The 16,499-nt window shown below is 70.0% G+C and carries 17 protein-coding genes and 4 tRNA genes; 9 read left to right on the top strand and 12 right to left on the bottom strand.

The genetic code is table 11. The features are described 5' to 3' along the window. Positions 1-296 precede the first annotated feature (296 nt). The 4 genes from pdxS to VFN12_RS11005 form a co-directional block, all read right to left on the bottom strand. Entirely contained in the window at positions 297-1,205 is a 909-nt protein-coding gene (pdxS, locus tag VFN12_RS11020) for a pyridoxal 5'-phosphate synthase lyase subunit PdxS (protein ID WP_325118726.1), read from the bottom strand. A gap of 29 nt (positions 1,206-1,234) precedes the next feature. Then, positions 1,235-1,909 carry a phosphatidylinositol phosphate synthase gene (gene pgsA / locus VFN12_RS11015; protein ID WP_325118725.1) on the bottom strand — a complete coding sequence of 225 codons (675 nt, stop codon included), beginning with the start codon at positions 1,907-1,909 and terminating at the stop codon, positions 1,235-1,237. 83 nt (positions 1,910-1,992) lie between these two features. Beyond that, on the bottom strand, positions 1,993-2,607 hold the full coding sequence (locus VFN12_RS11010) for an antibiotic biosynthesis monooxygenase (protein ID WP_325118724.1): 615 nt from the start codon (positions 2,605-2,607) through the stop codon (positions 1,993-1,995). 93 nt (positions 2,608-2,700) lie between these two features. Further along, positions 2,701-3,249, bottom strand: coding sequence for an HIT domain-containing protein (locus tag VFN12_RS11005; protein WP_325118723.1), 549 nt, complete (start codon positions 3,247-3,249; stop codon positions 2,701-2,703). Positions 3,250-3,354: 105 nt separating this feature from the next. Here VFN12_RS11005 and VFN12_RS11000 point away from each other — a divergent pair, with 105 nt between their 5' ends. Beyond that, positions 3,355-3,486, top strand: coding sequence for a hypothetical protein (locus VFN12_RS11000; RefSeq protein WP_325118722.1), 132 nt, complete (start codon positions 3,355-3,357; stop codon positions 3,484-3,486). After that, on the top strand, positions 3,483-4,625 hold the full coding sequence (locus tag VFN12_RS10995; protein ID WP_325118721.1) for a N(5)-(carboxyethyl)ornithine synthase: 1,143 nt from the start codon (positions 3,483-3,485) through the stop codon (positions 4,623-4,625). The genes VFN12_RS11000 and VFN12_RS10995 overlap by 4 nt, the downstream gene beginning before the upstream one ends. 7 nt (positions 4,626-4,632) lie before the next feature. Here the strand turns inward: VFN12_RS10995 and thrS are convergent, their stop codons facing one another. Further along, entirely contained in the window at positions 4,633-6,648 is a 2,016-nt protein-coding gene (gene thrS, locus VFN12_RS10990; protein WP_325118719.1) for a threonine--tRNA ligase, read from the bottom strand. A gap of 112 nt (positions 6,649-6,760) precedes the next feature. Beyond that, positions 6,761-7,375: an HAD-IA family hydrolase gene (locus VFN12_RS10985; RefSeq protein ID WP_325118718.1), complete on the bottom strand. Its 615-nt coding sequence runs from the start codon at positions 7,373-7,375 to the stop codon at positions 6,761-6,763. A 132-nt stretch (positions 7,376-7,507) separates the two neighbouring features. Here VFN12_RS10985 and VFN12_RS10980 point away from each other — a divergent pair, with 132 nt between their 5' ends. Both VFN12_RS10980 and VFN12_RS10975 read left to right on the top strand, forming a co-directional pair. Beyond that, the gene (locus tag VFN12_RS10980) at positions 7,508-8,236 is read left to right on the top strand and encodes a hypothetical protein (RefSeq protein WP_325118717.1); all 729 of its coding nucleotides are present in this window, start codon (positions 7,508-7,510) and stop codon (positions 8,234-8,236) included. 106 nt (positions 8,237-8,342) lie between these two features. Then, a complete protein-coding gene (locus tag VFN12_RS10975; RefSeq protein ID WP_325118716.1) occupies positions 8,343-9,047 on the top strand; it encodes a hypothetical protein in 705 nt (234 codons plus the stop codon). A 62-nt stretch (positions 9,048-9,109) separates the two neighbouring features. Here VFN12_RS10975 and VFN12_RS10970 read toward each other — a convergent pair. Beyond that, positions 9,110-9,181 (bottom strand) — tRNA-Val (locus VFN12_RS10970). A gap of 166 nt (positions 9,182-9,347) precedes the next feature. Here VFN12_RS10970 and VFN12_RS10965 point away from each other — a divergent pair. Then, a complete protein-coding gene (locus VFN12_RS10965; protein ID WP_325118715.1) occupies positions 9,348-9,785 on the top strand; it encodes an SsgA family sporulation/cell division regulator in 438 nt (145 codons plus the stop codon). On the opposite strand, the gene VFN12_RS10960 is transcribed toward VFN12_RS10965, so the two are convergent. Then, positions 9,771-10,592 carry an aminotransferase class IV gene (locus VFN12_RS10960; protein WP_325118714.1) on the bottom strand — a complete coding sequence of 274 codons (822 nt, stop codon included), beginning with the start codon at positions 10,590-10,592 and terminating at the stop codon, positions 9,771-9,773. The two genes, VFN12_RS10965 and VFN12_RS10960, sit on opposite strands and share 15 nt — an antisense overlap. Positions 10,593-10,718: 126 nt before the next feature. On the opposite strand from VFN12_RS10960, the gene VFN12_RS10955 reads away from it, so the two are divergent. From VFN12_RS10955 to VFN12_RS10945, 3 genes are all read left to right on the top strand, one after another. Continuing rightward, positions 10,719-10,791 (top strand) — tRNA-Gly (locus VFN12_RS10955). Between the two features lie 17 nt (positions 10,792-10,808). Next, positions 10,809-10,879, top strand: a tRNA-Cys gene (locus VFN12_RS10950). A gap of 40 nt (positions 10,880-10,919) precedes the next feature. Beyond that, positions 10,920-10,994 (top strand) — tRNA-Val (locus VFN12_RS10945). A gap of 603 nt (positions 10,995-11,597) precedes the next feature. Here the strand turns inward: VFN12_RS10945 and VFN12_RS10940 are convergent. The 3 genes from VFN12_RS10940 to VFN12_RS10930 form a co-directional block, all read right to left on the bottom strand. Beyond that, positions 11,598-12,074, bottom strand: coding sequence for an ATP-binding protein (locus VFN12_RS10940; protein WP_325118713.1), 477 nt, complete (start codon positions 12,072-12,074; stop codon positions 11,598-11,600). Positions 12,075-12,245: 171 nt separating this feature from the next. Beyond that, complete coding sequence (locus VFN12_RS10935; RefSeq protein WP_414690033.1) at positions 12,246-13,247, bottom strand: potassium channel family protein; 1,002 nt, start codon at positions 13,245-13,247, stop codon at positions 12,246-12,248. Between the two features lie 105 nt (positions 13,248-13,352). After that, the gene (locus VFN12_RS10930; RefSeq protein WP_325118711.1) at positions 13,353-14,342 is read right to left on the bottom strand and encodes a YihY/virulence factor BrkB family protein; all 990 of its coding nucleotides are present in this window, start codon (positions 14,340-14,342) and stop codon (positions 13,353-13,355) included. A gap of 17 nt (positions 14,343-14,359) precedes the next feature. On the opposite strand from VFN12_RS10930, the gene VFN12_RS10925 reads away from it, so the two are divergent. Continuing rightward, positions 14,360-16,009, top strand: coding sequence for an acyl-CoA dehydrogenase family protein (locus VFN12_RS10925; RefSeq protein ID WP_325118710.1), 1,650 nt, complete (start codon positions 14,360-14,362; stop codon positions 16,007-16,009). A 111-nt stretch (positions 16,010-16,120) separates the two neighbouring features. Here VFN12_RS10925 and VFN12_RS10920 read toward each other — a convergent pair whose 3' ends face one another. Then, on the bottom strand, positions 16,121-16,420 hold the full coding sequence (locus VFN12_RS10920) for a GIY-YIG nuclease family protein (protein WP_325118708.1): 300 nt from the start codon (positions 16,418-16,420) through the stop codon (positions 16,121-16,123). Positions 16,421-16,499 lie beyond the last annotated feature (79 nt).

Genomic DNA, 16,499 nt, shown 5'->3' with positions numbered 1-16,499 from the left:
TCCAGCTCCGCCGGGCGGCGTACCGCCGTGGCCCGGACGCCGAGGTCGGTGAGCACGCGCAGGTGCTCGCGGACATCTCCCTGCAGCGCGAAGACGCCGATGGTCGGCCGTCGGCCGGCTTCGCTCACTGTTCCCTCGGGCGAGCTCGCAGTTCGAGCGCCCAGGCACTCTCCCCGGTCGGGTTCGGGCGGCTGCGCTCTCTCGCTTCGCTCACGGTTCCCTCGGGCGAGCTCGCAGCTCGAGCGCGCAGGCACTGTCCCCGGTCAGGTTCTGGCCGCTGCGCTCTCTCGCTTCGCTCACCAGCCGCGTTCGGAGAGCCGGTGCGGCTCCGGGATCTCGTCGACGTTGAGGCCGACCATCGCCTCGCCGAGCCCCCGGGAGACCTTGGCGACCACGTCGGGGTCGTCGTAGAACGTGGTGGCCTTGACGATCGCCTCCGCGCGCTGGGCCGGGTTCCCGGACTTGAAGATGCCCGAGCCGACGAAGACCCCCTCGGCGCCGAGCTGCATCATCATCGCCGCGTCGGCGGGAGTGGCGATGCCGCCGGCGGTGAAGAGCACCACGGGGAGCTTGCCCGCCTCCGCGACCTCCTTGACCAGGTCGTACGGCGCCTGCAGCTCCTTGGCCGCGACGTAGAGCTCGTCGCCCTCCAGGGCGTGGAGTCGCCGCATCTCGGCGCGGATGGTGCGCATGTGGGTCACGGCGTTGGACACGTCACCGGTCCCGGCCTCCCCCTTGGAGCGGATCATCGCCGCACCCTCGGTGATCCGGCGCAATGCCTCGCCCAGGTTGGTGGCCCCACACACGAACGGAACCGTGAACGCCCACTTGTCGATGTGGTTGGCGTAGTCGGCGGGGCTGAGCACCTCGGACTCGTCGACGTAGTCGACGCCCAGGCTCTGCAGGACCTGCGCCTCGGCGAAGTGGCCGATCCGCGCCTTGGCCATGACCGGGATGGAGACGGCCTCGATGATGCCGTCGATCATGTCCGGGTCGCTCATGCGGGACACGCCGCCCTGGGCCCGGATGTCGGCGGGCACACGCTCCAGCGCCATCACGGCGACCGCGCCGGCGTCCTCGGCGATCTTGGCCTGGTCAGGGGTGACCACGTCCATGATCACGCCGCCCTTGAGCATCTCGGCCATGCCCCGCTTGACGCGGTTGGTTCCCGTGGTCGTCCCCTCCGCGGGGGTGGTGTCAGCCATGCCGCAATCGTACGGCGACACGCCCGGGCTCACCCATTCGGGGAGCCTGTCCCCGACCCTGTCCCCGACCCTGTCACTGGGCCTGCCTGCGCGCCCTTCCCGGCGAGTGCCTGGCGGCGGACCACCCAGATCCTCTGCACCACCGTCACCGTGCTCGCGATCGCCAGGACCCACATCGAGATCTCGAGCAGCACCGGCAGATCGAGCACGTCGGCGAAGAAGGCCGGGACCAGGAGTCCGACGAGACGATCGGGTCGCTCGGCCACCCCGACCTTGGCGTCGTAGCCGAGGTGGTCGGCCTTGGCCCGCGCGTACGACGTCACCGCGCCCATGGCGAGCACCACCAGGCTCAGGACGAGATACATCCTCTGCTCGGTGACCCACGCGAAGTAGAGCGCGATCCCCCCGAAGAGGGCGGCGTCGGCGACCCGGTCGAGCGTCGAGTCGAGGAACGCGCCGAACATGTCCTTGCGCCCCAGGGTGCGCGCCATCTGTCCGTCGATCAGGTCGCTGAACACGAAGGCGGTGATCACCAGCACGCCCTGCCAGATCATCCCCTGCGGGAAGAACGCGAGCGCGCCGGCTGAGACGCCCAAGGTGCCCACGAGGGTCACCGCGTCGGGGCTGATCCCGAGGCGCAGGAACAGCCGGATGAACGGGGCGAGTGCCTTCGTCTGCCAGAAGGTCTTGAAGCGGTCCAACATGGTGGCGGCAGGCTACCGGGACCGGCGGTCTCCCCGGTGCCGCCCCGGGGAGACCGCGGTCCTGCCTGTGGCGAGCGCGTGGGTCAGACGAGCTCGGGGATGCGGAGATGCGCGAGGGCGAGCTCGAACTCCGCGACCTCGAGGAACTCCACGTCGGTCTCGCGGCCGGCGCGCTCACGCAGCGAGAGTGCCCGCTCCCGGCTGGCGTCGAGGGCCGCGCGGGAGTCGAACGTCGTGGTGGTGCAGATCCGGCGCTCGAGCCGGTCGGTGAGCATGCTGACGCTGCAGAAGCCGTCGAAGGTCTCGATCTGCGGCAGGATCGTGGAGCGGAACCGCTCCTGCATCACGTGGAGGTCCTGGGGTCTCGCCCAGACGATGCGGCAGCAGGTGCCGTCGCCGGCGGGCTGGACCCGGTGCATGAGGGCGACCTCCCAGCGGTCCACCTGGGGGTCACCGCCCAGAATCTTCGCCATCCGGGCACGGAACTCGGCCACCACGTCCTCGGCGAAGACCAGCGACTCCTCGTTCTCCCAGGCGCTGGTGGCGATGCAGCGGCCGGATGCACGGTCCACCACCATCGACAAACCCAGGCAGCCGTCCATCCCCGTGACCGCGGGCTGAACCCGGTCGCGGACGAAGGCGATGCACTCGTCGATGGCCTCGGTTCGTCCGGTGATCGTCGTGGAGCGCGCGTACATGACCACCCCTCATGGTCCAGGCAGCGCCCCAGCGACGCCGCACCCCACCCACTATCCCTGCGGGCTACCCCAAGTCACAATGACGCGATCTCGTCAGATCGACCAGGCCGCGGCCAGCAGGTCGCGGGTGTCGGCGAGCAGCTCGGGAAGGGTCTTCGTCCGGCCGATGATCGGCATGAAGTTCTGGTCCCCCGGCCATCGCGGGACGACGTGCTGGTGCAGGTGCGCCGAGATCCCGGCCCCGGCCACGGCCCCCTGGTTCATCCCGATGTTGAACCCGCCCGCGCCCGACACCGACCTGATCACCGTCATCGCCTGCCGCGTCAGCAGACCCATCTCCTCGGCCTCCTCGGGGCTGGTCTCCGTGTAGTCGGCGATGTGCCGGTATGGGCAGACCATCAGGTGACCCGGCGCGTAGGGGTAGAGGTTCAGCACGGCGTACACCGACTCGCCGCGACGTACGACGAGTCCGTCGGCGTCGTCGAGCTCAGGGACCCGGCAGAAGGGGCACTCCCCCGACGTCGCGTCGGCCGGCTTGTTCTCGCCGCGGATGTAGGCCAGCCGGTGCGGCGTCCACAGCCGGTCCAGCCCGTCGCCCTCGCCGGCGCCGTCCTGTCGCACGGTCTCGCCCGGATCACCCATGGCGACCGATCCTAGGGGGCCGCCCGGCCGGGATGACGGGTCGGCCGGGCCCGCGGCGTAGGCTGGGCGAACGGAGCCATCCAGGCTCTCGATCAGGGAGCCACGATGAGCGACAAGTCGCCACGGCAGGCCATGTCCAAGAAGTCCGCGAAGTCCATCAAGGAGAAGCGGGCTGACAAGCGCGAAAAGGCCCAGCAGCAGACCTTCTCCGACAAGCTCGATCACGGCAAGAAGTGACTCTCCTCCGGCTCGGGGTCATCGGCACCTCGGCCAAGGAGAACGAGCACCGGCTACCCCTTCACCCGGAGCATCTGCCACTCCTGGATCCCGACATCCGTGGACAGATCACCCTCGAGCACGGATACGGCCACGGGTTCGGCGTCCCTGACGCCGAGCTGTCCGAGTGGGTGGGCGGCTTCGCCTCGCGTGAGGAGCTCCTGTCGGGGTCGGACGTGGTCCTGCTGCCCAAGCCGCAGCACGCCGACGCGTCCGCGATGACGGCTGGCCAGGTGCTGTGGGGATGGCCGCACTGCGTCCAGGACCCGGTCCTCACCCAGATCGCGATCGACCGGCAGCTGACCCTGATCGCGTTCGAGGCGATGAACCACTGGACGCGGGACGGCAGCGTCGGGGTGCACGTGTTCCACAAGAACAACGAGCTGGCGGGCTACTGCTCGGTGCTGCACGCGCTGCAGCTGACCGGCTCCACGGGCGACTACGGCCGCAGGCTGAGCGCCGTGGTGATCGGCTTCGGGGCCACCGCACGCGGAGCGGTCACCGCGCTCAACGCCCACGGCGTGCACGACGTGCGGGTGCTGACCACACGCGGGGTCGCTGCGGTGGGCTCCCCCATCCACTCGGTCCGGATCTTCCAGTTCGACCATGACGCCCACGCGCCGCACCTGAGCGAGGTGACCACCGAGCGCGGTCGCGTGCCGGTCGCGTCCTTCCTGGCCCAGAGCGACATCGTCGTCAACTGCACTCTTCAGGACACCGCGGCTCCGCTCACGTATCTGACACTCGAGGATCTGGCGGCCTTCCGCCCCGGGAGCCTGATCGTGGACGTGTCGTGCGACGAAGCCATGGGGTTCAGCTGGGCCCGTCCCACGACGTTCGACGACCCGATGTTCGAGGTCGGCAACCGGATCGGCTACTACGCCGTCGACCACAGCCCGTCGTACCTGTGGAACTCCGCGACCTGGGAGAACAGCCAGGCGCTGATCCCGTTCCTGCGGCCGATCCTGGAGGGGCCGGACTCGTGGGACGCGGACGAGACCCTGCGCCGCGCGACCGAGATCCGTGACGGTCACGTGGTCAACCCCGCCATCCTTGCGTTCCAGGGGCGGTCAGCGGCGCACCCCTACCCCGTCGGCTGACCCGGGCTCAGACCTGGACCCGGGACTCGACCGCCTGCACCACCCGGTCGACCGCCTCGCCGATCGGGACGCCGTTGTCCTGGTGCCCGTCGCGGTAGCGGAAGGACACCGCTCCGGCCTCCATGTCCTGGTCGCCGGCGATGACCATGAACGGCACCTTCTGCAGCTGCGCGTTGCGGATCTTCTTCTGCATCCGGTCATCGGAGTCGTCGACCTCGACCCGGAGCCCGCGAGCGCTCATCTGCCGGGCCACCTCGGTCAGGTACTCGTTGTGGCGCTCGGCGATCGGGATGGCCTGGACCTGGACCGGCGCCAGCCACGGCGGGAACGCCCCGGCGTAGTGCTCGGTCAGCACGCCCACGAACCGCTCGATGGAGCCGAACAGCGCACGGTGGATCATGACCGGCCGCTGCCGCGACCCGTCGGCGGCGGTGTACTCGAGGCCGAACCGCTCCGGCAGGTTGAAGTCGAGCTGCACGGTGGACATCTGCCAGGTGCGGCCGATGGCGTCCTTGGCCTGGACCGAGATCTTCGGCCCGTAGAACGCGGCACCGCCGGGGTCGGGCACCAGCTCGAGCCCGGAGTCGTCGGCCACCTGCTGCAAGGTGGCGGTCGCCTCGTCCCAGAGCTCGTCGGAGCCGACGAACTTCTCGGGATCCTTGGTGGACAGCTCGAGGTAGAAGTCGTCGAGGCCGTAGTCCTTGAGCAGGTCGAGCACGAACCGCAGGGTGCGGGTGAGCTCGGCGTGCATCTGGTCGCGGGTGACGTAGATGTGGGCGTCGTCCATGGTCAGCCCGCGCACCCTGGTCAGGCCGTGGACCACGCCCGACTTCTCGTAGCGGTAGACGGCGCCGAACTCGAAGAGCCTCAGCGGCAGCTCCCGGTAGGACCGGCCCCGGGCCCGGAAGATCAGGCAGTGGAAGGGGCAGTTCATCGGCTTGAGGTAGTAGTCCTGGCCGGCCTTGGTCACGTTGCCCCGGTCGTCGGCCACCTCGTCGAGATGCATCGGGGGGTACATGCCGTCGGCGTACCAGTCGAGGTGCCCGGAGACCTCGAACAGCTGCGCCTTGGTGATGTGGGGGCTGTTGACGAACTCGTAGCCCTCCTCGACGTGCCGCCGCCGCGAGTAGTCCTCCATCTCCTTGCGCAGCACCCCGCCCTTCGGGTGGAACACCGCCAGGCCGGAGCCGATCTCGTCGGGGAAGCTGAAGAGGTCGAGCTCGCGGCCGAGCCGGCGGTGGTCGCGCCGCTCGGCCTCCTCGATCCGGTGGAGGTGCTCCTCGAGCGCCTCCTTGGTCTCCCACGCCGTGCCGTAGATCCGCTGGAGCTGCTGGTTCTTCTCGTCGCCACGCCAGTACGCCGCAGCGCTCCGCATCAGCTTGAACGCCGGGATGCGCTTCGTGGTGGGCAGGTGCGGCCCCCGGCAGAGGTCGCTCCAGGCCACCTCGCCCTTGCGGTTGACGTTGTCGTAGATCGTGAGCTCACCGGCCCCCACCTCGACGCTCGCGCCCTCGGCCGCCTCGGCGACGTCACCCGCGCCCTTCAGCCCGATCAGCTCGATCTTGTAGGGCTCGTCCTGGAGCTCGTCGAGGGCGTCGGCGTCGGACACCGGACGTCGGGAGAAGCGCTGGTTCTCCTTGATGATCTTGCGCATGCGGGTCTCGATCTTCTCGAGGTCCCCGGGGTGGAAGGGCACCGCGACGTCGAAGTCGTAGTAGAAGCCGTTCTCGATCGGCGGCCCGATCCCGAGCTTCGCGTCCGGATAGAGGTCCTGCACCGCCTGGGCGAGCACGTGCGCGGTCGAGTGCCGCAGGATGTCGCGTCCGTCGGGGCTGTCGATGGCGACGCCCTCGACGTCGTCTCCGTCGGCGAGCTCGTGGGCGAGGTCCCGCAGCTGGCCGGCGACCCGCGCGGCCACGATCGAGGCATCGTCCTGGAAGAGCTCCCAGGCCTTGGTGCCCGTCGTCACCGCCCGCTCCTCACGCTCACCGGCGTGGACGAGGACGACCTTGATGTCGGGCACGGAACGACTCCTTGAATATGTCGGGGCGTCTGTCGGGCGCGGGCTGCGGTCGGACCGGTCGATCGTATCGGCCGACCTCGGGGCACTTCGCGGTAGTTTCCGCCGGATCGCCTCAGTGCCCCTCGGCGGCGATGATCCGCTCGAGCTCCGCGATGGACTCAGGCGTCGACACGTGGTGTACGGCGTGCCAGCCGGCGGCACGCGCGCCCTCGACGTTGAGCGGTGCGTCATCGAGGAACACCACCTCGTGCGGCTCCACCGACAGGCGAGCTCCGGTCAGCGCGTAGGCAGCCGGGTCCGGCTTCATCAGGCCCACCTCGTGGGAGTAGACGATGTCGTCGGCGACGTCCTCGAAGCCGTGGTGGCGCTCGGCCTCGCGGGCCCCCGGCCCGGAGTTGCTGAGGATCCCGGCCTTCAGCTGACGACTCCGGACCGCGGCGAACCAGTCGAAGAGGGCGCGGTCCAGCGTGCCGACGTACCAGCGCCAGCAATCTGCCCTCATCTCGGCGAGCTGGCCGTGGGTGAGACCGAGGCGGCGCTGCCACTCCGCGTGCAGGGCCGTCTCGGTCAGCCTTCCCAGCGTCGCGTCACCAGTGAGCGGCCGGAGCTGCGCGGCGAAGTCCTGCTCGCTCATCCCCAGACGCTCCGGCCAGCTGCCGGGGAAGATCGAGTCGTCGATGACCTCGAGCACTCCGCCGATGTCCAGCACCACCGCCCTGATCGCCACCCGGCGATGGTGCCATGCCGGGGTGGGAGCCGTTTTTCACGCTGTTGACGCTCCGGGTGCACCGTTGCCGGAACGGCCGTCGGGAGCCGTGCCAAACGGGGTGGGGCCCCGATTGCCTGCGAAGGGAGAACCGTGCCCCGCACCACCCCGCCCGCACGACGCCGGGCCTTGCTTCTGCTCCTCGTGGCTGGAACCGCCCTCGCCGCCCTTCTCGCGGCGGCCGTCCCGACCTACAGCATCAACACCCGTCTGACCGGGCGTCTCGACAACCGCGGGTTCCCGCTCTTCTACACCGACGACAGGGGCGTCTCCCTGAGGCTGTGTGAGACCGGGACCCGGCAGTGCCAGGGAGCCAGACGCGGCGACCTGGTCCCGCCCAACGGCGAGGCCTTCTACTGGATGGCCACCGCCACGGTCCGCACCAGCCGCGGACCGATCGATGTCGAGTTCGCCCTCGAGGCCGCCTTCGCCGGCGCTCGCGGACGGCTCCCCATCGTCTTCGACCGGATCCGGATCCGGGGCCACCTCGACGAGGCAGGCGGCTACGTCCTCGACCATCCCTACGGCAGCACCAGCTTCCGGGCGATCACACCCACCGAGCAGCGCAACGTGGACTTCACCCGGGACCGGCGCTGCTCGATCGAGCGCGGCGGTGCCTGCGAGGGCCGGATCACCAACTTCCTTCGGGCCGCGATCCCCCCACCCAAGGGGTACCTCGGCTTCGGCGGACGGCGGACGCCTGTTCTGGGCGGAACCGTCCGCAACGACCTGGTCCTGAGCAGTGCCGACGGCACCGTCATCGGGAGCACCGACAGGTTCGCGGTCATGGGCCGCAGGATCAGCCGGCTCGCCAACCGATGAGGACCCCCATGTTTTCTTGTTGACGGTCCCATCCACACGCCGACCGTGGCCGTCGGGAGCCACGTTCGACCGGGGTGGGACCCCGATTGCCTCCGAAGGGAGTGCCGTGCAACCCAGATCCAGCAGCAGGAGTCGCCGTACCGCATTCCTGGCCCTCGTGGTCGGGACCATCATCGCCGCGCTCATTGCCGCGACGGTGCCCACCTACAGCCTGAACACCCACCGCACGGGGCGTCTCGACAACCGCGGCTTCCCGCGGCACTACACGGACGACCGCGGCATGATGCTGCGCTTGTGCGAGGACGGCACCATCCGCTGCCTGGGAGCCGTCCCGGGTGACCTGGTGGCGCCCGACGGTGAGGCGTTCTACTGGATGGCGACATCGAGGATGCGCACCAGGCGCGGGCCGATCGATGTCGAGTTCGCTCTCGAGGCGGCCTTTGCCGGGCAGCGGCCGATCGTCTTCCAGCGGCTCCGGATCCGGGGCCACCTCAACCACCGGGGCCGATACTTCCTGGAGCACCCCTACGGGCGGACCCGGTTCCGCGCGATCACTCCCCGGGAGCAGCGCAACGTGGACCTCACGATCGACAGGTTCTGCTCCCTGGAGCGCCACGGGCGCTGCAACGGTCCGATCGACACCTTCCTCCGCGCCCGGAACCGCCCCCCGGGGTACGCCGGCTTCGGAGGACGACGGACGCGCGTGAAGGGCGGCACCTTCCGCAACGACATGACGCTGATGACCCGCAGGGGCAAGGTCATCGGACGGACCGACAGGTTCGTGATCATCGGCCAGAGGGTCCGCGGATGACGTAGACGCCACGTGCGCCACGGAGCCGGAGACTCCTCGAGCCTCCGGCTCCGGCGCATCGGTGGGCGATACTGGGTTCGAACCAGTGACCTCTTCGGTGTGAACGAAGCGCGCTACCACTGCGCCAATCGCCCCTGTCGTGCGGTGCGAAACCCTAGCGCATGGCCTGCCGCGACTCACATTCCGCTGAGGGTGCTCCACGGCCCCGGCACGCCCCGCTCGCCCAGTTTCCCGATTTGCGTCACACGGCGCCGGATCCGCCGTCACAATCGTGACAACCTCGACCCCGCGGAGCTCACGATGACGTCGCAGCCGATCACACCGGTGCTGGCCCAGCACGTGACGCTGCGCGCGCACCATGGCGCGCCGGGCAGCGTGGAGCTCGACGCGGTGTTCGAGTACGACAGCCGTGACCCGTTCGCCGTGTGGATCACCTTCGGCTCCGGGGCCTCCACCATCAGGTGGGCGATGGGCCGCTCGCTCCTCGCACAGGGACTGACCGATCCCGCCGGCGACGGCGACCTGCGGCTGCGTCCCGGCCTCGACGAGGACGGCAGCGGGGTCGTGGTGTTCGAGTTCCACTCCCCCGACGGCAGGTTCGTGGCCCAGGCGTCCACCCGCGAGCTGTACCGGTTCCTCACCAGGACCCTCGCGATGGTTCCCTTCGGCAGCGAGTCCTCTCACTTCGACGTCGACGCGATCATCACCGACCTGATGCGGCTCTCAGAGTCCGAGTAGCTCGGGCTCCCGCTTGGCCCACATCTCGCGGATCTCCTGTGTCACCGGACCAGGGGCGGCGAGCTCGCGGTCGTCCCAGCGGGAGACGGCCTGGACGTCGCGCGTCGTGGAGGCCAGGAACACCTCGCTGGCCCGCGCCACGACCTCCAGCGGCTCGTCCACCTCGACACCGCCGTACCACTCCAGGACCAGCGCCCGGGTGATCCCCGCCAGGCAACCACTCTCGAGGGTGGGGGTGCGCAGCTCGCCGTCGACGACGTAGAACACGTTGGAGCCCGTGCCCTCGCACAGGTTGCCGGCGAGGTTGGCGAAGATCGCCTCGCTGGCCCCCTGGGACGCGGCGCGGGCGAGCGCCACCACGTTCTCGCCGTACGACGTGGTCTTGACGCCGGCCAGCGCCCCCCGCTCGTTGCGCGGCCACGGGACGGTGGCCACGGCTGTCGCCTCCGGCCACGGGTCCATGCGGTCGGCGACCACGATCAGCGTCGGAGGCTCGTCACCACGTCCGGAGCCGAGGGGGGCCGGGCCACCTGTGTAGGTGATCCGGATCCGCCCCAGCGGCAGCTCCGGACCGTCCAGCACCGCGGCCACACCTGAGCGGCAAGCCTCGTCGTCGATCGCGGGCAGCCCCATGCCGGCGGCCGACCTGGCCAGCCGCTCGAGGTGGGCGGTGAGCGCGAACGGCTGACCGTCCACCACCTTGACGGCCTCGAAGACGCCGTCCCCGACCGTCAGCCCGTGGTCGGTGAGCAGCACCGCGGGCGCTCCCGGGTCCGACAGGAGTTCACCGTTCATCCACGCGCGCATGGGGCCACTCTAGGAGGCCCGTCGGATGCCACCGGGCAGGTCAACACTCGTGCGGGTGTTGGATTTTGCGACCATTCGGGCATCGGCTACTGTTCTCACGCACTCGCCCCCCGGGGCTTGTCGCAGGCGGACGTAGCTCAGTTGGTAGAGCGCAACCTTGCCAAGGTTGAGGTCGCGAGTTCGAGCCTCGTCGTCCGCTCGGAGAAGCGCCTCCACGGTGGAGTGGCCGAGAGGCGAGGCAACGGACTGCAAATCCGTCTACACGGGTTCAAATCCCGTCTCCACCTCGAACACCGCAGGTCCCGTATGGGAGTGTGGTGGACACAAGGGCGATTGGCGCAGCGGTAGCGCGCTTCCTTGACACGGAAGAGGTCACTGGTTCAAACCCAGTATCGCCCACCAGCTACACGGCAGATGAGGCCGGATCCCGCATCGGGGTCCGGCCTCGTGCGTGCCTGACCCGTCCATGACGGGTCCGTGACCGGTCCGTCACGTTCGCCTTCCAGGCGGGCCGCGCGGCTAGCGTTCCTGTGGAGCAGGATCGACACCCCACTGCGAGCCTGCTGCTCCCCGGAACGGGATCACGGCGACACGGCGGCGGTCTTGACGAGTCCCTGCGACCGCTGCCGTGCTCGCCGGCCGGCGCCGGAGCTCGGGGCCGGCGCTCCGGCAGGCGTTCTGGCGGGCGCCCGTCGCAGTGCTGGCGCGGGAACAGGCGCGGCAGCGTTTCGTGGAGACGACGCAAACGCTGCCGCGCCATGGTTCCGCTCCAGCGGAGCGGCCGGGGCGACGCGGGCTGGGGGCGAGCCCTGGGTGATGTCGACCCGGGTTCATGGCCCGTACAGGGCGATCCGGACTTTGGCAGGCATCGGGAGAAGGGACAGGTTCGCTGGGCCCTCCCCTACCTGGATGTGGGGACCGAGCCCTCATCTGGACTCGTTGGTCCAACGGTGCCGACGCGACGTGAACATCACGTGAAACGCCGCGCGACCATCCGAACGTCGCTCAGGAGCTCTTCGGCGGCGAGCCGTCCAGGGCTGCTTCGGTGTCTCTGGGCCACCCGGCGCCGCCATCGGCCCAGCGCAGGTTCTTCATCAGGTGCACCGAACCGCCACCTCCGTCGGTGACGGTGTCGAACACCGCACGATCACTGAGAGCGCGCATCAGGGCAATCCCTCGACCGCCCTCGGCATCCAGCTCGGCCATGTCCGCCGAGGCCGCCTTCTCCCCGTCGAAGCCGCCCCCGGAGTCCAGCACGTCCACGGTCAGCCGCTCGTCGCCGATGGTGATCACCACTTCGTACGACGCACTCTCACCCGCGTGGCGGTAGACGTTGGTACAGGCCTCCGAGAGTGCGACCTCCACCTCGCCCACACAGTCCTCCGCGACGCCCGCACTCGACAGCGCTGTCGCGACGGTGCGCCGGACCAGAGGGACGCTGCGCGCCTCGAGCGGCAAGATCATCGCTACCTGGATCCGCACGACCCCGCCTCCTTTGCTCCTGCCCGGCCAGCGGCATTTGTCGGGGTCTCGGGCAACGCGCCCACGGGGCACTCTACGCCGAGAGCCAGGGGCGAAGGAAGATGCTCGACCTTCCCCCACCGTCGCGACGCGGCGGGCGCTCCCGGTCATCCGGCGCGGCCGGCCGTGCCATCAGGGCTCCTCGGTGGCGAACTCCTCGTCGTGGGTGCCAGGCCGCGGCGCCCACGGCAGCTCCTTCGCCGGGCGTACGACGATCAGCCGGTCACCCCGGGCCAGCTGCGTCACGACGGGATCGAAGTAGCGGTAGACCCTCTCGTCCCTCACCACCGCGACGACCTGGTCGGGCAGCGACTGCGGCGGCTGGCCCACCTCGGAGACCAGCAGGTCCCGCTCGGCGACCTCGAGGCCCTCGCCGTAGGTCAGGAGGTCCTCCATCACCGAGCCCAGCGTCGGCGACAGCGACGAGAGCCCGATCAGGCGGCCGACGGCATCGGAGGAGGTGATCACCGAGTCGGCACCGGACTGCCGCATCAGCGCGACGTTCTCCTGCTCCCGCACCGCCGCGACGATCAGCGCCTTCGGGTTGAGCTGGCGCACCGTCAGCGTGGCGAGCACGTTGGAGTCGTCGCGGTCGGTGGTGATGATGACGTGGCTGGCGTTGGCCACCCCCGCACGGCGCAGCACCTCACGCCGGGTGGCGTCGCCCGTGACGACTGCCAGTCCGTCGGTGTGGGCGTCCTCGAGCGCCGCCGCCCCGGAGTCGACCACCACGATGCCGTCGCGGTCCTGCCCGTTGTTGATCAGCGTCTCGACGGCGCTGCGACCCTTGGTGCCGTAGCCGATGACGACGACGTGCTGTCCCATGCTCTTCCTCCACCGGGAGATCCGGAATATCTCGCGGCCCTGCGAGGCCAGGACCTCCAGGGTGGTGCCGATCAGCAGGACCAGGAACGCGATCCTGAGCGGAGTGATGACGAACGCGTTGATCAGGCGGGCGTGGGCCTCGACGGGCGCGATGTCGCCGTACCCGGTCGTGCTGAGTGTGACCGTCGTGTAGTAGATGGCGTCGACCATGCCGACGGCCCGCTCCGGGTCGTTGTTGTCGGTGTAGGCGTCCCGGTCGAAGTAGACGAGCAGCATCGTGCCGACGAGGATCGCGAACGCGGCCAGCATCCGGCGGCCCAGCTCCCACCACGGCGACCGCACCTTCTCCGGCAGCGAGATCCGTCCGCGGGAGGCCTCCGCAAAGGACTCGGTTGGGGCAGCCACGCCCCGAACCTACTCGACCGGCGGCTCGCGAGTCGTCATCCGATGCCGCAGTCGGTGCACGAGTTCGCGCCGCGCACGCGTGGTCGCCTTCTGCGGGAACACACTGTCGAAAGAGGCATTGACCGCGGCGCCGATCAGGACTGCCAGCGCCAGCAGGTAGAGCCACAGGAGTACGGCGATGGGCGCGGCCAGTGGTCCGAAGATCGACCTGGAGTCGGCGGCCGTCACCGTCAGCACCCATCGGAGCATGGCCGACCCGGCCACCCAGGCCCCCAGCGCGAACGTCGCACCCGGCAGGTTGAAGCTCCAGTTGGTCCGCACGGGCACCGACACGTGGTAGAGCGTGGCCAGGAAGCAGATGCACAGCACGATGATCGTCGGCCAGTAGAACGACATCAGGAACTCGGACCGGTTCGGCAGCACGCGTCGTACGAGCGTCGGGCCGGCCACCACCAGCGGCAGCGTGACCACGCCCGTGACCATGGCCAGGATGTAGAGCACGAACGACAGAGCCCTGGTCTTCACGATGCCCCGGTGTCCGCCCAGCCCGTGCATGACGGTGATGGTGTCGATGAAGACGTTGAGCGCCCGCGAGCCCGACCACAGCGCCAGCACGAACCCGAGCGAGATCACGTCGAAGCGCGGCTCGTCGAGGACGTCGTTGATCGTGGGGACGATGATCCGGTCCACCGCGCGGTCGGTGAGCGCCCGCTCCGACAGGGCGATGATGGCGTCACGGACGTCGGCGATCTGCGCCGGCGTGAACCGTTCGCTGACGAAGCCGATGCCGCCGGCCAACATGAAGATCAGCGGCGGCACCGACAGGATCGCGAAGAAGGCCGCCTCACCCGCCAGGCCGGTGACGCGGTGGCGCATGCAGCTGCCGACGGTGGAGACGATCAGCCGCCAGAGCACCCCACCCAGCCTGTGCCCCCACGCAGGCACCCACCCGGGCAGCCGTGCGGCCCGGGGACCGGAGTGGCTCTCCGTGGCGCCCATGGGCCTACGGTATCCACATGGATGCCCCCAGAACGCGAGGCGAGATCCGGGTCGCGACCAACCAGGCGCCCCCGCTGGTCGGGCACAACGTGATCACCTCCGACATCGCACTGGTCGAGGCGGTCACCCGGCACGCCTCCGCCGAGGTCGTCGACGACCTGGCGCCGCTGGGTGTCGAGGCCGGAACCCCCGACGCCCGCGAGCACGGGATCCTGGCCAACGAGAACCACCCCACGTTGCGCCCGTACGACCGCTACGGAAACCGGGTCGACGAGGTCGCCTTCCACCCCTCGTGGCACTGGCTCATGGAACGCGCGGTCGGGCACGGGCTGGCCGCCGCGCCCTGGGAGTCCGAGTCGCCGCACGCGCACGTCCGCCGGGCTGCCGGGTTCCTCGCCTGGTCGCACACCGAGCCCGGCCACGGCTGCCCGATCTCGATGACGTACGCCGCCGTGCCGGCGCTGCGGGTCGACGACGCCGTCGCGAAGGAGTGGGTCCCGCTGCTGGCCTCCACCAGCTACGACCCGGGGCTGCGGCCGGCGTCGGAGAAGCGTGGCGCCCTCGCGGGCATGGGGATGACCGAGAAGCAGGGTGGCTCCGACGTCCGCGCCAACGTGACGACGGCCCGCCCGACCTCGGTCGACGGCGAGTACACCCTGCACGGACACAAGTGGTTCACGTCGGCCCCGATGAACGACATGTTCCTCGTCCTCGCCCAGACGGACGGAGGGGTCACCTGCTTCGTCGTACCCCGGGTGCTGCCGGACGGGACGCGCAACCAGCTCGACGTGGTCCGGCTCAAGGACAAGCTGGGCAACCGCTCCAACGCCTCCAGCGAGCTGGAGTTCGACGGCACCGTCGCCCGTCGTCTCGGGGACGAGGGCCGCGGGGTCCGCACCATCATCGAGATGGTCAACGCGACCCGGCTCGACTGCGTGCTCGGATCCGCCGCTTTGATGCGCCGTGCGGTCTCGGAGGCGTCCTGGCACGTCGCCCACCGCTCCGCCTTCGGGGGCCTGCTCGCCGACAAGCCGTTGATGCAGAACGTCGTCGCCGACCTGGCGGTCGAGTCCGAGGCCGCCACGGCCGTCGCCGTCCGGCTGGCCGCCGCGGTCGACAACCTCCACGACCCGCACGAGGCTGCCCTGCGCCGGATCGCGCTGCCGCTCGCGAAGTTCTGGGTCTGCAAGCGCACACCGGCGATGGTCGCGGAGGCACTCGAGTGCCTGGGCGGGAACGGCTACGTCGAGGAGTCGGTGATGCCGCTGCTCTACCGCGAGGCGCCGTTGAACTCGGTGTGGGAGGGCTCGGGCAACGTCAACGCCCTCGACGTGCTGCGGGCCCTGGCCCGCGAACCCGCGGCCCTGGAGGCGTGGATCACCGAGGTGGGGCTGGCACGCGGCGCGGACCCGCGGCTCGACCGTGCCGTCGACGACGCCCTCGCCCTGCTGGGCGACGAGGCGACGCTCGAGCAGTCCGCCCGCCGGCTGGCCGGCCGGATGGCTGCCTGCCTCCAGGGGTCGCTGCTGGTCCGGTTCGCCCCGCCCGAGGTGGCGGACGCGTTCTGCGCCTCGCGCCTCGGCTCGTCCTACGACGGCACCTTCGGCACCCTCACGAGCGGCGACCTCCGCGCGATCGTGGAGCGCACCACCCCCACCGTCGGCTGAGCCGGTTCCTCGGAGGTTTCGAGACGGTTGCTGGCGCAACCTCCTCGACCACCGGGGCGGTGCTCGGTGGTTGAGGAGGGCCGTCTCACGCCCGTCTCGAAACCACCTGCGCTACTCGCGCGCCCGACGGGCGGCCCAGCTCCTGCTGGCCAGTTCAGGGAGCGCGTCCCACCGGCCCTCGATGAGGGCACGGCGTTTCCGGCGGTTCCAGCCCTGAACCCGCTTCTCGAAGGCGAACGCCTCGTCGATCCGGTCGAACTGCGCGGCCCACACCAGGCGAACCGGACGACGACGGCGCGTGTAGGCCGCTCCCTCGCCGGCGTCGTGCTGGGCAACCCGTCGTTCGAGGTCCACGGTGCTGCCGACGTAGTAGGTGCCGTCGGCGCACTCGAGCAGGTAGGTCCACGCCATGCGATCACATTGATGACTGGCCGCGATCACGGCAACGGGCCGGATGGGACCTGTGGACTGCAGCGACCAAGACAGTGAT

Source organism: Nocardioides sp. (assembly GCF_035703625.1).
In the GTDB taxonomy this organism is placed as follows: Bacteria; Actinomycetota; Actinomycetes; order Propionibacteriales; family Nocardioidaceae; genus Nocardioides.
This window is presented reverse-complemented; position numbering and strand designations above follow the sequence as displayed.